Annotated in this window: 10 protein-coding genes; 6 read left to right on the top strand and 4 right to left on the bottom strand. The window is 71.3% G+C overall.

The window, feature by feature from the left end:
* Positions 1–15 precede the first annotated feature (15 nt).
* Positions 16–351 carry a hypothetical protein gene (locus V3T34_RS08555; RefSeq protein ID WP_305076665.1) on the top strand — a complete coding sequence of 112 codons (336 nt, stop codon included), beginning with the start codon at positions 16–18 and terminating at the stop codon, positions 349–351.
* A gap of 7 nt (positions 352–358) precedes the next feature.
* Here the strand turns inward: V3T34_RS08555 and V3T34_RS08550 are convergent, their stop codons facing one another.
* From V3T34_RS08550 to betI, 3 genes are all read right to left on the bottom strand, one after another.
* Complete coding sequence (locus V3T34_RS08550; protein ID WP_305076664.1) at positions 359–1165, bottom strand: trypsin-like peptidase domain-containing protein; 807 nt, start codon at positions 1163–1165, stop codon at positions 359–361.
* Between the two features lie 136 nt (positions 1166–1301).
* Complete coding sequence (locus tag V3T34_RS08545; RefSeq protein ID WP_305076663.1) at positions 1302–2279, bottom strand: TorF family putative porin; 978 nt, start codon at positions 2277–2279, stop codon at positions 1302–1304.
* 467 nt (positions 2280–2746) lie between these two features.
* Positions 2747–4765: a transcriptional regulator BetI gene (betI, locus tag V3T34_RS08540; protein WP_305076662.1), complete on the bottom strand. Its 2019-nt coding sequence runs from the start codon at positions 4763–4765 to the stop codon at positions 2747–2749.
* 279 nt (positions 4766–5044) lie between these two features.
* Here betI and V3T34_RS08535 point away from each other — a divergent pair, with 279 nt between their 5' ends.
* From V3T34_RS08535 to betA, 5 genes are all read left to right on the top strand, one after another.
* Positions 5045–5986 carry a choline ABC transporter substrate-binding protein gene (locus V3T34_RS08535; protein WP_305076661.1) on the top strand — a complete coding sequence of 314 codons (942 nt, stop codon included), beginning with the start codon at positions 5045–5047 and terminating at the stop codon, positions 5984–5986.
* Between the two features lie 88 nt (positions 5987–6074).
* Entirely contained in the window at positions 6075–6932 is an 858-nt protein-coding gene (choW, locus tag V3T34_RS08530; RefSeq protein WP_060850116.1) for a choline ABC transporter permease subunit, read from the top strand.
* Between the two features lie 56 nt (positions 6933–6988).
* Complete coding sequence (gene choV / locus V3T34_RS08525; protein WP_091887477.1) at positions 6989–8194, top strand: choline ABC transporter ATP-binding protein; 1206 nt, start codon at positions 6989–6991, stop codon at positions 8192–8194.
* A gap of 68 nt (positions 8195–8262) precedes the next feature.
* A complete protein-coding gene (gene betB, locus V3T34_RS08520; protein ID WP_305076660.1) occupies positions 8263–9732 on the top strand; it encodes a betaine-aldehyde dehydrogenase in 1470 nt (489 codons plus the stop codon).
* A gap of 86 nt (positions 9733–9818) precedes the next feature.
* On the top strand, positions 9819–11513 hold the full coding sequence (gene betA, locus V3T34_RS08515; protein WP_331369143.1) for a choline dehydrogenase: 1695 nt from the start codon (positions 9819–9821) through the stop codon (positions 11511–11513).
* A 56-nt stretch (positions 11514–11569) separates the two neighbouring features.
* Here betA and V3T34_RS08510 read toward each other — a convergent pair whose 3' ends face one another.
* Positions 11570–12529 carry a hypothetical protein gene (locus tag V3T34_RS08510; RefSeq protein ID WP_244533736.1) on the bottom strand — a complete coding sequence of 320 codons (960 nt, stop codon included), beginning with the start codon at positions 12527–12529 and terminating at the stop codon, positions 11570–11572.
* Between the last annotated feature and the right edge of the window lie 59 nt (positions 12530–12588).

Raw genomic sequence — 12588 nt, 5'->3', positions numbered from 1 at the left:
CCGGAGACAAACCCGATGCGCCGCGCCGCCATCCTCCTCGCCCTGACATCGAGCTCGGTCCTCGCCGCCGAGACGCCGAACGCCGTCAGCAACGATGCGGTCAAGCTCTCGGGCCTGGTCCGGTTCGTGGCCGAATCCTGCCCCGGCACGAAGCCCGACTACGCCCGGTTCCGGGAGGTCGTGCAGCGGCTCGGCACCGATCTCGCGGCCCTGTCGCACGGCGAGGCGCTGATCCGCTCAGCCACCTACACCCACGCCTACCAGAAGGACCCGGAGGCGAGCTGCCGCCAGGCGCAGGAGCGCTTCGGCCCGAACGGCACGGTGGTGCCCGGCCTGATCGGGCCGGGCTGACCCGGACCTACCGGGTCCGCCCCGCCGCCTCGCGCAGGGCGTCGAGGAGCGGGCCTTCGAGCAGCAGGGCCGAGCCGTAATGGAACTCGTCGTCGTAGGCGCGGCGCGAGTTCATCGACAGCGAGGCGCTGTGCATGGCGAGGAGGTTCCCGGCCGCATCGAACAGGCCGGAGCCCGAGCCGCCGTAGCCGTTGTTGCAATCGTGCCGGGCCATGCGGATCCCGTCCTCGCCGGGCCGGTCGATCCGCCGGATGGCGCAGGTCTCGAGGCTCGTCGCGCTGCCGAAATTCTCGTGGCCGGCCGGGGAGACCATCGTCACCGGCACCGTCCCGCCGCCGGTGGGCAGCCGGGCGGCGGCATCCGGCACCGGCTGCGCGGCCACCGCGGTGACCGGCTCGCGCAAGGAGAGGAGCGCCCAGTCGTCGGTGATGTGCAGGGCGCTCGCCCCGGGCGCAACGCCGAGGTGCAGGCTGTCCGGCTCGAAATCGTGGTTGCGGCCGGCGATCTGGAAGAAGCAATCGGCCACCGCGCGGGTGACCTCGAGGCGCCGGCTGCGGAAGTTATGGGCGTTCAGCATCACCACCCGCGGCCCGGCGATCAGCCAGGCCGCCGCGGCCCGCTTGGGCACGCCGCCCGCGTCGCGGCAGAACAGGATGCCGGCCCCCGGGAAGCGGGCGAAGTCCGGCCCGGCCATCGCCCGGCGCCCGTCCTGCGGGTAGAGCGCGGCGAGCCGGCCATCCCCCGCCGCCGCCGGTCCCGACAGGAGCGCGGCACCGATCAGGGCCGCCAGGATCTGCCGTCTCGGAAAGGGCATCGGGCCGTGATCCTCGCGGGTCTTCTTGACGGACCCGCAAGGATTACAGATCGGTGACGCCCCTGCGTCAAGCGGCGAGGCGGCCGTGCGACAGGCGGGCGCGCCGCTGCGGCACGGCGGCACCCGGCTGGTGCGGTCAGCGCACCGCCGGTCCTTCCGCGTCGCTGGTGCGGCCGGGGACCGACGGGGCCAGGGTCTCCTGGCCGGCGAAGATGCCCGGATCCTTCGAGGTCACGTCGACCGAGACCGTCGCCACCACGGCGGCGCCGCACCAGTTGGAGCGGAACGTGCCGTTCAGGATGCTGCGCGGATCGGCGGTGATCAGCCCGCACTCGCTCTTCGTCATGCTGGTGTTGTGGTAGCGCAGGTCGATGGTGAAGTTCTTCACCGTGTAGGCGATGCCGACGTTGCCGTACGTGTAGTCGGGAAGCTTGAATACGCCGAACGAGGCCTTCGTCGTGCCGAGGAAGTACTGTCCGACCTCGGCCGAGACGAGGAAGCCGCTCGGCATCACCCCGAAGGTGCCCTCCGGGATGGTGTATTTGGCGACGCCGGAGACGTAGGTGCCCGGCGCGTGGGTGCCGAAGTAGCTCGGCGAGTGGTAGACGTTGAGGCCGAGCGTCAGGGCGTCGTTCACCGCGTAGGCGGCCTTGCCGACGAACTCGTAGTAATCGGCGTTGTTGGCGGTGTAGATCGTGCCGTCCGGCCCGATTAGGGCGCGCTCGCCGGGATAGTTGTAGAACAGGTAGCCGAGGTCGAACGACCAGGCGCCGAAGGTCGGCCGGATGCCGGCGGAGAAGTCCATCTCCATCGTGGGCCGGTTCGGCAGGTCGACCTGCTCGCCGGCGATTCCGGCGTAGAACAGCCCGTCGAGCATCTGGAACTCGAGGTAGCCCTGGGCGCCCGGATGACGGTTGGTCTGCGAGATGCCGCGCGAGTTGTAATCCGACACGAAGCGGAAGCCGAAGGCCGCCGAGACCATCTGCGGGTCGACCGCCGGCAGCGTCGGCACCACGGTCGGGGCCTGCTTCGGCACCGGCGCGTCGGCCGCGCGGCTCACCGACGGGAAGGCCAGGGCGAGGGGAAGGGCCAGCAAGGCGAGGCGAGGCGACATCGGAATGTCCGGAAGCTGGAGGAAAACAGCACAGCGGTCGCCATGATCGAGGCGTAGATACTGGCGTGGTGTTTGGCTCCGCGGATCTTCGCCTTCGGCGAAGAACGCATCCTGAGCACTTCATTTGTTTCGCAGCAGCGGCATCCTGTCACGCGTTCAAACGGGATGAAAAGTGACGTACGGCAAGGCGATGTATTCGTGCAACACTTGCTGTCCGACGCCGTGCTGTCACCCATCGCGCCGCCCTGCGGCCCGGTACGACAAGGTTAAAAATCGATCTATGCTGCTGCGCGACGTTTATTACATGGGTTGAGATGGCGACGTAATAGAATATTACTGGAACGTCTCTTGCTCCAATAGAGAGCGTCAACGAGATCGGTCCTCCCGGAGTACTGTCGGCGCATCGGTTTCGAGGGGTGACGGTTCGCGTTCCGCGCGCGAACGCCCGGCCGAACGCCCGGCGCGCCTCATCCGGCCGGGCCGAAGACGGGGCCGACAACGCGCAATGCGCGATCCAGTTCCGATCCGGCATCCGCCCGGTCGAGGGAGCCGTCCCTCGCGTCCCGGCCCGGCCGATCGCCGTCGATGACGCAGAGATCCGCCTCGAGGGCGTCCGCCAGATGCCAGGCCCGTCCGGGATCGCCGGAGAAGAGACCGAACGATCGCGCCTCGCCGCCGTGTCCCCGCTCCAGCGCGAGGCGGGCGGCAAGCGCCCGCTCGTCGTCGAACGGGATCGGCGCCACGACGCACGCGAAGGCGTGGCCGCGCACGAGCCGCATCGCCTCCGTGCAGCGGTCGAGCACCAGGAATCCCGGCCAGGCCGAGCCCGGGGGCCGGCCGGCGACCAGCTTGGCGCCGGCCGCGAGGTCGGCCGCCAGCGCCGCGTCGAGGCCGGTCCCGAGCTCGCGCGACACCAGGGGGCCGATCTCGGTCGCCCCGTCGAGCGGATCGCCGGCGCGCATCGCGGCCGCCCCGGCCCGGAGGGCGTCGAGAAGGCCGGGCAGCGCCTGCGCGTGGACGTGGAGGCGGGCCTGGCTCGCGAAGGTGGAGCCGGTCCAGTTCCGGCCGCCGCCCAGGATCGCGGCCGCGACGCGGGCCGGGTCGGCGCCCGGCAGCACGATCGTCCCGGCCTTCGGCGCCCCGATCCCGGCGCCGAGATCGAGGTCGTCCGCCCCGCGCGACGGGTCCGGCTCGGCGAGGAGCCCGGGATGGCCGCGCAGGAGGCGCGCGCTCTCGGCGTCGCCGGCCAGGACGGTCAGCACGCCCTCGGGAAAGCCCGCGCCGACGAGGAGCGCGGCGAGGCGGGACAGCGTCCGCGTGGCGCGCGGATCGGCGCAGGCGACGAGGGCGTTGCCGCGGGCGAGCGCTTCGGCCCGCGCGCACAGGCCGGAGACGGGCGCGCTCCAATGCAGTACGGTGCCGACGACCCCCGCGGGCGCGCGTCGCAGGCGGGCCACCCGGCCGTCGCCGAGATCCGTCCAGGTCGTGCCGCTTCCCTCGGCGAGGGCGGCGGCCGCGTCCAGCAGGCGCAGCGCCTCCGCGAGGTCGCGGCCGGCGGTGTGGCGCAGCGGACGGCCGGTCTCGCGGCTCTCCAGGCGAGCGAGGTCCGCGCCTTCCGCCCGCAGCCGTTCGGCGCAGAGCCGCAGGACCCGTCCCCGCCCGGGCGCGCCGAGGGCCTTCCAGGCGGAAAGGCCGCGATGCGCATCCTCGACCGCGCGGTCGATCTCGGTCGCGCGCACCGGGGAGAAGCGCGCCATCTCCTCGCCCGTCGCCGGGCTGACGTGGCGGACGAGGGGCGTCGCGTCGGCGGGGCGGGAGACGCGGATCGCCGGCGCTTCCCCGGATCCCGGCCGGAGCGAGGTGCCCGCCAGCAGCCCGTCGACCAGCGCGTGGACCGTCCGGCGCGCCCGCGCGGCATCGCCCTCGCTCCCGTCGCGGCCCGCCGCGACGTGGGAGCGCAGCCAGAGCCCGTCGATCATCGCCGAGATCATCGTCGCGTAGGTCGCCACGCACTCCTCCGGCACCAGGCCGCGCAGGGCGTGGCTCAGGTTGGTGACCATCCGACGCTGGTAGACGTGCTGCACCCGCTGGAAGCGCGTCGAATGGGTGATCTGGCCCCAGAAGGCGAGCCAGACGGCGCTGGTGCGCCGGTCGAACTCCTCGTCGGCGAGCGCCGCGTCGCCGACGGCGAAGAGCCGGTCGCGCCGGGTCGTGGCCGCCGCCAGCCGCGCCGCGGTCGCGCGGGCGAGGCGGGCGGCCATGAAGCGCAGGGTCGCTTCGAGCAGCCCGTCCTTGTCGCCGAAGTAATGCGCGAAGAGGCCCGTCGAGACGTTGGCCCGCCGGGCGATCTCGCTCAGCGAGGCGGCCTTGAAGCCGACCTCCGCCAGGGTCTCGATCGTCGCCTCGATCAGGTGCCGACGCCGGGCCGCCTCGAAGCTCTGCAGGGTCTCTTGGCGAGTCTCTCGCCGTGACTCTTGCCGATTCATCCGCCCCTCGCCCCGTGGGTGGCCGCTCCGCCGACGACGGATTGAATGATCATTCAAAATCTTACAGACGGCAAGGCCGCCCGCGGTAGGAGGGAAAGCCTATGCACCCCGAGGACTTCGCTCGACATGCTGCGACGCACAACAAAACTCCCGAAAGCCACGCGATGATGCAGGGAATGATGAAAAATTTTGCGTGACTTTGGGCAAAGCAGTGTATTGAATGATCGTTCAACGGGACTGGCCGGCGGGAAGCCCGGCTAGGGTGTGGTCGGAGGTGTCATGCGAAATATCCTGGCTCGTGCGCTCCTGGGCGCGTCCCTGCTGGCCACGCCGGCGGCTGCGGCCGATCCGGCCTCCTGCAAGGCGGTGCGGTTTTCCGATGTCGGCTGGACCGACATCACGGCGACGACGGCCCTCGCCTCGCGCGTGCTGAGCGGCATGGGCTACGCGCCCAAGACCCAGATCCTGTCGGTCCCCGTGACCTACGCGTCCCTCGGTGCCAAGAACATCGACGTCTTCCTGGGCAACTGGATGCCGACGATGGAGGCCGATCGGAAGCCCTACCTCGACAAGAAGGAAGTCGAGGTGATCGGGCCGAACCTAACGGGGGCCAAATACACCTTCGCGGTGCCCGAGTACCTGTACGACCAGGGCCTGAAGAGCTTCGACGACATCCATAAGTTCAAGCGCCAGCTCAAGGGCAAGATCTACGGGATCGAGCCGGGCAACGACGGCAACCGGACGATCCTCGGGATCATCAAGGACAACAAGTACGACCTCGGCAGCTTCGATCTGGTCGAGTCGAGCGAGCAGGGCATGCTCGCCCAGGTCGAGCGCGCCGTGCAGCGCAAGGAGCCGATCCTGTTCCTCGGCTGGGAGCCCCACCCGATGAACACCAAGTTCAAGATGCGCTACCTGTCGGGCGGCGACGACACCTTCGGGCCGAACTACGGCGGTGCCGAGATCTTCACCAACCTGCGCACCGGCTTCGCCGAGCAGTGCCCGAACCTCGGCAGGTTCTTCAAGAACCTGACCTTCGACCTGCCGACCGAGAACCTAGTGATGGGCTCGATCCTGTTCGACGGGCTCCCGGCCGAGAAGGCCGCCGAGACCTGGCTGAAGGCCAATCCGGGCGCCTGGTCGCGCTGGCTCGACGGCGTCGAGACCCTCGACGGCAAGCCCGCCCTGCCGGCGGTCCGGGCGAGCCTCGGGCTCCACTGACGCCGCGCGGCGGGGCGCGCCCGCCGCCACCCCGACCCCGTCGGCGGCGGCCGGCGGTCCCCCGTCATTCCATGAAGCGGGTGCCCCCATGTACGACTGGATCGTCGGCCACAAAATCTCGCTTGGCATCTGGCTCAAGGTCTTCGTCGATTTCCTGAACACCCATGCGCAGTCGTTCTTCGACTTGGTCTCGACGGTCCTCAGCGCGATGGTGCAGGGGCTGACCGACGGGCTGATCGCCGTGCCGCCGCTCATGCTGATCGGGCTGTTCGCGCTCGGGGCCTACCTGCTGCACCGCTCGATCGGGCTCGCGCTGTTCATCGTCGCCTCGCTGCTCCTCGTCGTGAACCTCGGCTACTGGGAGGCGACGATCGAGACCCTCTCCCTGGTGATCTGGTCGACGGCGGTGTGCGTGCTGATCGGCGTGCCGGTCGGCATCCTGGGGGCGCACAAGCCGCTGTTCTACGAGGCGATCCGGCCGCTGCTCGACCTGATGCAGACGATCCCGACCTTCGTCTACCTGATCCCGACCCTCGTCCTGTTCGGCCTCGGCACGGTGCCGGGCATCATCTCGACGGTGATCTTCGCGCTCCCCGCGCCGATCCGCCTAACCCAGCTCGGCATCGCCTCGGTGCCCCCGAGCCTGCGCGAGGCGGCGCTCGCCTACGGCGCCACGCGGACGCAGATGCTGTTCAAGGTCGAGCTGCCGAGCGCGATGCCGACCATCCTGGCCGGCATCACCCAGTGCATCATGCTGAGCCTGTCGATGGTGGTCATCGCCGCGCTGGTGGGCGCCGACGGGCTCGGCAAGCCGGTCGTGCGCGCGCTCAACACTGTCAACATCGCGATGGGCTTCGAGGCCGGGCTCGCCATCGTGATCCTCGCGGTCATCCTCGACCGCGTGTGCAAGCGTCCGGCGCCACGCAAACGGAAGGCTGCCCGATGACCGCGATCGACATGGACCGGCGCACCCTCTCGGACGCCACCCCGCTGACCGTCCCGATGGACCCGGCCCCCGCCACTCCCGCTTCCGACTGCGCCGTCGCGCTGCGCGACGTCGACATCGCCTTCGGCCGCAACGTCAAGGCGGCGCTCGCCCTGTCCGACGAGGGACTGACGCGCGACGAGATCCGCCGGCGCACCGACGTCCTGATGGGCACGTTCAAGGTCAGCCTCGACGTGCGGCCGGGCGAGATCTGCGTCCTGATGGGCCTGTCGGGATCGGGCAAGTCGACCGTGCTGCGGGCGATCAACGGGCTGAACAAGGTCGCCCGCGGCGCGGTGCTGGTGCGCCACCGCGGCGAGCCGGTCGACGTCACCCGCTGTCGGGCCGCGACCCTGCGCGAGGTGCGGCTCAACACCGTCTCGATGGTCTTCCAGCAATTCGGCCTGCTGCCCTGGCGCAGCGTGCGCGACAATGTCGGGTTCGGGCTCGAGTTGCGCGGCGTGCCGGCCACGGAGCGCAACCGCACCGTCGACGAGAAGCTCGCGATGGTCGGCCTCGAATCCTGGGCCGACAAGATGGTGCAGGAGCTCTCGGGCGGCATGCAGCAGCGCGTCGGCCTCGCCCGGGCCTTCGCCACCGACGCCGACATCCTGCTGATGGACGAGCCGTTCTCGGCCCTCGACCCGCTGATCCGCGACAAGCTGCAGGACGACCTCCTGGAGCTGCAGCGCCGGCTCAACAAGACCATCGTGTTCGTCAGCCACGACCTGTCGGAGGCGCTGAAGCTCGGCAACCGCATCGCGATCATGGAGGGCGGCCACGTCGTCCAGTACGGCACGCCCTCCGACATCGTGCTGCGGCCGGCCAACGCCTACGTGGCCGAGTTCGTCAAGCACATGAACCCCCTCGAGGTGTTCGACAGCGGTGCCGTGATGACGCCCGCCTCCGCCCTGAGACGGGACGGCGATGCCGTGATCCTCGACGGCAGCGGCGAGGTGCGCCTGCGCCTCGACCGGGCCGAGCGCCCGGTCTCGGCCGAAATCCGCGGGCGCGAGATGCCGCTCGGCCGCGTCGACGGCAGCGGGGCCGGCGGCGGCGAGACCCCCGGGGTCGTGGTCGCCCCGGTGGACCTGCCGCTGCGGGCCGCGATCGACCTGCGCCTGCGCTCGCCCTACCCGATCGTCTTCGTGGACGATCTCGGGCGTCTCGCCGGCCTGTGCGACCACGGCGAGATCTATCGCGGGCTGCTCCAGAATCCGTGAGCGCGGCCGTCGCCCGCGCCCCGCCCGACATCCCCCTCCACCGAGGTCGTTCCCCGAGGTCGTCACCGATGCCGTCCGTTCCGATCCACCGTCCCTTCATCGCCGGGCGCCCCGCCGCGGAGGCCGGCCGGCGCAGCTTCCCGGCGATCAACCCGGCCGACGGCCGCGTGCTGGCCGAGGTCGAGCACACGACCCGCGAGGACCTGGAAGACGCGATCGAGGCCGCGCGGGCCGGGCAGGCGGCCTGGGCCGCCACGCCGGCGCGCGAGCGCGGCCGGGTGCTGATGCGGGCGGTCGGCCTCCTGCGCGCCCGCAACGACGAACTCGCCCGGCTCGAGACCCTCGACACCGGCAAGCCGATCGCCGAGACCCGCAGCGTCGACATCGTAACCGGTGCCGACGTGCTCGAATACTATGCCGGCCTCGCCGCGGCGATCGAGGGCCGGCAGATCCCCCTGCGGGAGACCTCCTTCGCCTATACGCGCCGCGAGCCGCTCGGCCTCGTCGCCGGCATCGGCGCCTGGAACTACCCGATCCAGATCGCGCTGTGGAAGTCGGCCCCGGCGCTCGCCGCCGGCAACGCGATGCTGTTCAAGCCGAGCGAGGTCACCTCGCTCACCGCCTTCGCGCTCGCCGGGATCTACGCCGAGGCCGGCCTGCCGGCGGGCGTGTTCAGCGTCCTGCCGGGGCTCGGCGCCGAGATCGGGACCTGGCTCACCGAGCATCCGGCGATCGCCAAGGTGTCGTTCACCGGCGGCACCGCCACCGGGGCCAAGGTGATGGCGGGCACCGCCCGCTCGACCCTCAAGGACGTGACGCTGGAGCTCGGCGGCAAGTCGCCGCTCGTCGTCCTCGACGATGCCGACCTCGACCGCGCCGCCGACATCGCAGTGGCGGCGAACTTCTTCAGCTCGGGCCAGGTCTGCACGAACGGCACCCGGGTCTTCGTGCCCGGGCACCTGATGGAGCCGTTCACCGCGCGGGTGCTGGAGCGCGTGGCGCGCATCCGCATGGGCGATCCCCTCGACGAGGCGACGAATTTCGGGCCGCTGGCGAGCCATGCCCACCGCAAGAAGGTGATGGGCTTCATCCGCTCGGGCGTCGAGCAGGGCGCCCGCCTCCTCGTCGGCGGCCACGCGCCGGAGGGGGCTCTCGCGGCCGGCGCCTACGTGGCGCCGACGGTGTTCGGAGAGTGCCGCGACGACATGGAGATCGTGCGCGAGGAGATCTTCGGGCCGGTGATGTGCCTGCTCGGCTACGAGACCGAGGCCGAGGTGCTGGCCCGGGCCAACGCCACCTCGTACGGCCTCGCCGCCGGTGTCGTCACCCGCGACCTCGCGCGCGCCCACCGGATCGTCCACGGCCTCGAGGCCGGCATCTGCTGGATCAACACCTGGGGCGAATCGCCTCCCGAGATGCCGGTGGGCGGCAACAAGCAGTCGGGCCTCGGCCGCGAGAACGGAATCGAATCGCTCGAACGCTTCACCCGCACGAAGTCGATCCAGATCGAGCTCGGCGACTTCGCCCCCGTGTTCTGACGCAGGAACCGCCACCGACCCGCGGCGGCGTCCCGGTCCCCGCGACCGGCCCGCGCCGCCCGTCCCCCGAGACCGGATCCGAGATCATGCCGCAGACAGACGCACCCGAGTACGACTTCATCATCGTCGGCGCCGGCTCCGCCGGCAACGTGCTCGCCACGCGGCTCACCGAGGATCGGGACACGACGGTGCTGCTGCTGGAGGCCGGCGGCCCGGATTACCGCCTCGACTTCCGCACCCAGATGCCGGCGGCGCTGGCCTATCCGCTCCAGGGCCGGCGCTACAACTGGGCCTACCTCACCGATCCCGAGCCCCACATGAACGGGCGGCGGATGGAATGCGGCCGCGGCAAGGGGCTCGGCGGCTCCTCGCTCATCAACGGCATGTGCTACATCCGCGGCAACGCCCTCGACTACGACGGCTGGGCCCAGCTGCCGGGCCTGTCGGGCTGGTCCTACGACCAGTGCCTGCCGTATTTCCGCAAGGCCGAGAGCCGCGACGCCGGGCCCGACCCCTATCACGGCGGCGACGGCCCCTTGAGCGTGACGACGGCGAAGCCCGGCGCCAACCCGCTCTTTGCCGCCATGGTGGAGGCCGGGGTCCAGGCCGGCTTCCCGCGCACCCCCGACCTCAACGGCTACCAGCAGGAGGGGTTCGGGCCGATGGACCGGAGCGTGACCCCGAAGGGCCGCCGCTCCAGCACCGCCCGGGGCTACCTCGACCAGGCACGCGCCCGCCCGAACCTGACCATCGTCACCGGGGCGCTCACCGACCGGGTCCTGTTCGAGGGCCGGCGCGCGAGCGGCGTCGCCTACCTTCAGGGCGGGCGTGCCGCCGCGGCACGGGCGCGCCGCGAGGTGCTGGTCTGCTCCGGCGCCATCGCTTCGCCCCAGCTCCTCCAGCGCTCCGGCGTCGGCCCGGCGGACCTCCTGCGCGGCCTCGACGTGCCGGTGGTGCTCGACCTGCCGGGCGTCGGCGAGAACCTCCAGGACCACCTCGAGATCTACGTTCAGTACGAGTGCACGAAGCCGGTCTCCCTGGCGCCGGCCCTGCGGCCCTGGAACCAGCCGGCCATCGGCGCGCAGTGGCTGTTTCTCGGCACCGGGATCGGCGCCAGCAACCAGTTCGAGGCCGGCGGCTTCATCCGCTCGAGCCCGGACTTCGCCTGGCCCAACCTGCAGTACCACTTCCTGCCGCTGGCGATCAGCTACAACGGCAGCAACCCGATCAAGGCGCACGGCTTCCAGGCCCATGTCGGCTCGATGCGCTCGCCGAGCCGCGGCCGGATCCGCCTGACCTCCCGCGACCCGCGGGAGCATCCGAGCATCCTGTTCAACTACATGGCGACGGAGCAGGACTGGCGCGAGTTCCGCGACGCGATCCGCATCACCCGGGAGATCGTGGCCCAGCCGGCGCTCGATCCCTATCGCGGCCGCGAGATCAGCCCCGGCCCGGCGCGACGGACCGATGCCGAGCTCGACGCCTTCGTGCGCGAGCACGCCGAGACCGCCTATCACCCCTCCTGCTCGTGCAAGATGGGCGAGGACGCGATGGCGGTGGTGGACGGGGAGGGCCGGGTCCACGGCCTCGAGGGCCTGCGGGTCGTCGACGCCTCGATCATGCCGCTGATCGTCACCGGCAACCTCAACGCGCCGACGATCATGATGGCCGAGAAGATCGCCGACCGCATCCGCGGCCGCGCGCCGCTGCCGCGCAGCGACGCGCCCTACTTCGTCGCCGGCGACGCGCCGGTGCGCAGCGCCCCCGCCCGCGCGGCGTGACGGGGGCGGGAACGCCCGGCCTCGCCCCCGGGGGGTACGATGCCCCCGGGCTTCGCTCAGAACGCGATCGCGTCCACCACCTTGCGGAAGCGCGGCAGCATCGCCTCGCGATCCTGGGCGCGCACGACGCCGACGGCGCGGAAGTAGCCGTCGGGCTGGAAGCGGATCGTCTGGGAGACCACCACCGGCGTGCCGGACGGGATGTCGACGGCCCGGGCCACGATCTCGTGCCAGTCGGCGCCGTTCTGCCGGAAGCTCTGCGACCGCTCGATCGCGAAGTCCTTCATCGTCTGGTTCGAGTACAGCGCCGCCTTGGCGAAGGCGTCGCGCTGGTCGGCGGACGGGGCCGGCTGCACCGCCTCGGCCAGCACCAGGATCGGCTGTTCGAGGTTCGTCATCTGGTCCTTCGGCCCGTCGGTGTAGAGCACCGAGTTGCCGCCGAGCACCCGCACGGGCCGGAAGCCCGCGTTCTGGGTGACCCGGAACGGCAGGGCCGCGACCTGCTGGTCGATGGTGAGGGCCGGGCGCACCCGCACGCTCGTCAGCATCGCCCGCATCGCCTCGTCGCTCTCGGCGCCCGGCAGGGTCTGGCCGATGACGATGCCGGTCACGCTCGGGTCGGAGACGAGGAAGACCCACTTGTGCAGGGCCGGCGCGCCGGCGGGCTGCTCGACCGGCTGCTCGCCGGTGAACAGCATGCCCTCGCGCCCGTCGGCGAGCTTGAGCGTCTCGCGGGTCTTCACCACGAGGCCCTGGGTCTTCAGGTTCTCGTCGGTGAAGTTGGTGGCGAGATCCTTGTAGGCCTGGGCCGGCAGCTCGACGACCGAGACCGTGGCGCCGCCGTTCTGCCGCTCGAAGCCGGTGAAGCGGCGCGACACCACCATCTCCTTGGCCGGCTCGAAGCCGAAGCGCGAGCCCGGCGGGTAGACTGGATCGGCCGCCAGGGCCCCGGCCGGCAGGCCGATCAGGCCGGTGAGGAGCGCCAGGCTGCGCAGCGACAGGGGACTCGTCGACATCAGACTCGTCTCTGGGTTCGCGGGGAGACCGTCCGGGAGCGGGCGGTGCTCGGAAGAAG

It is taken from the genome of Methylobacterium ajmalii, from assembly GCF_036448855.1.
GTDB lineage: Bacteria > Pseudomonadota > Alphaproteobacteria > Rhizobiales > Beijerinckiaceae > Methylobacterium > Methylobacterium ajmalii.
Note: the sequence above shows the minus strand (reverse complement) of the source record. Positions and strands in the feature narration are given on the sequence as shown.

Bases quoted from the DNA above. Each gene is read 5' to 3' on its own strand.
- V3T34_RS08555 (WP_305076665.1), top strand. From the start codon at position 16: ATGCGCCGCGCCGCCATCCTCCTCGCCCTGACATCGAGCTCGGTCCTC.
- V3T34_RS08550 (WP_305076664.1), bottom strand. From the start codon at position 1,165: ATGCCCTTTCCGAGACGGCAGATCCTGGCGGCCCTGATCGGTGCCGCG.
- V3T34_RS08545 (WP_305076663.1), bottom strand. From the start codon at position 2,279: ATGTCGCCTCGCCTCGCCTTGCTGGCCCTTCCCCTCGCCCTGGCCTTC.
- betI (WP_305076662.1), bottom strand. From the start codon at position 4,765: ATGAATCGGCAAGAGTCACGGCGAGAGACTCGCCAAGAGACCCTGCAG.
- V3T34_RS08535 (WP_305076661.1), top strand. From the start codon at position 5,045: ATGCGAAATATCCTGGCTCGTGCGCTCCTGGGCGCGTCCCTGCTGGCC.
- choW (WP_060850116.1), top strand. From the start codon at position 6,075: ATGTACGACTGGATCGTCGGCCACAAAATCTCGCTTGGCATCTGGCTC.
- choV (WP_091887477.1), top strand. From the start codon at position 6,989: ATGGACCCGGCCCCCGCCACTCCCGCTTCCGACTGCGCCGTCGCGCTG.
- betB (WP_305076660.1), top strand. From the start codon at position 8,263: ATGCCGTCCGTTCCGATCCACCGTCCCTTCATCGCCGGGCGCCCCGCC.
- betA (WP_331369143.1), top strand. From the start codon at position 9,819: ATGCCGCAGACAGACGCACCCGAGTACGACTTCATCATCGTCGGCGCC.
- V3T34_RS08510 (WP_244533736.1), bottom strand. From the start codon at position 12,529: ATGTCGACGAGTCCCCTGTCGCTGCGCAGCCTGGCGCTCCTCACCGGC.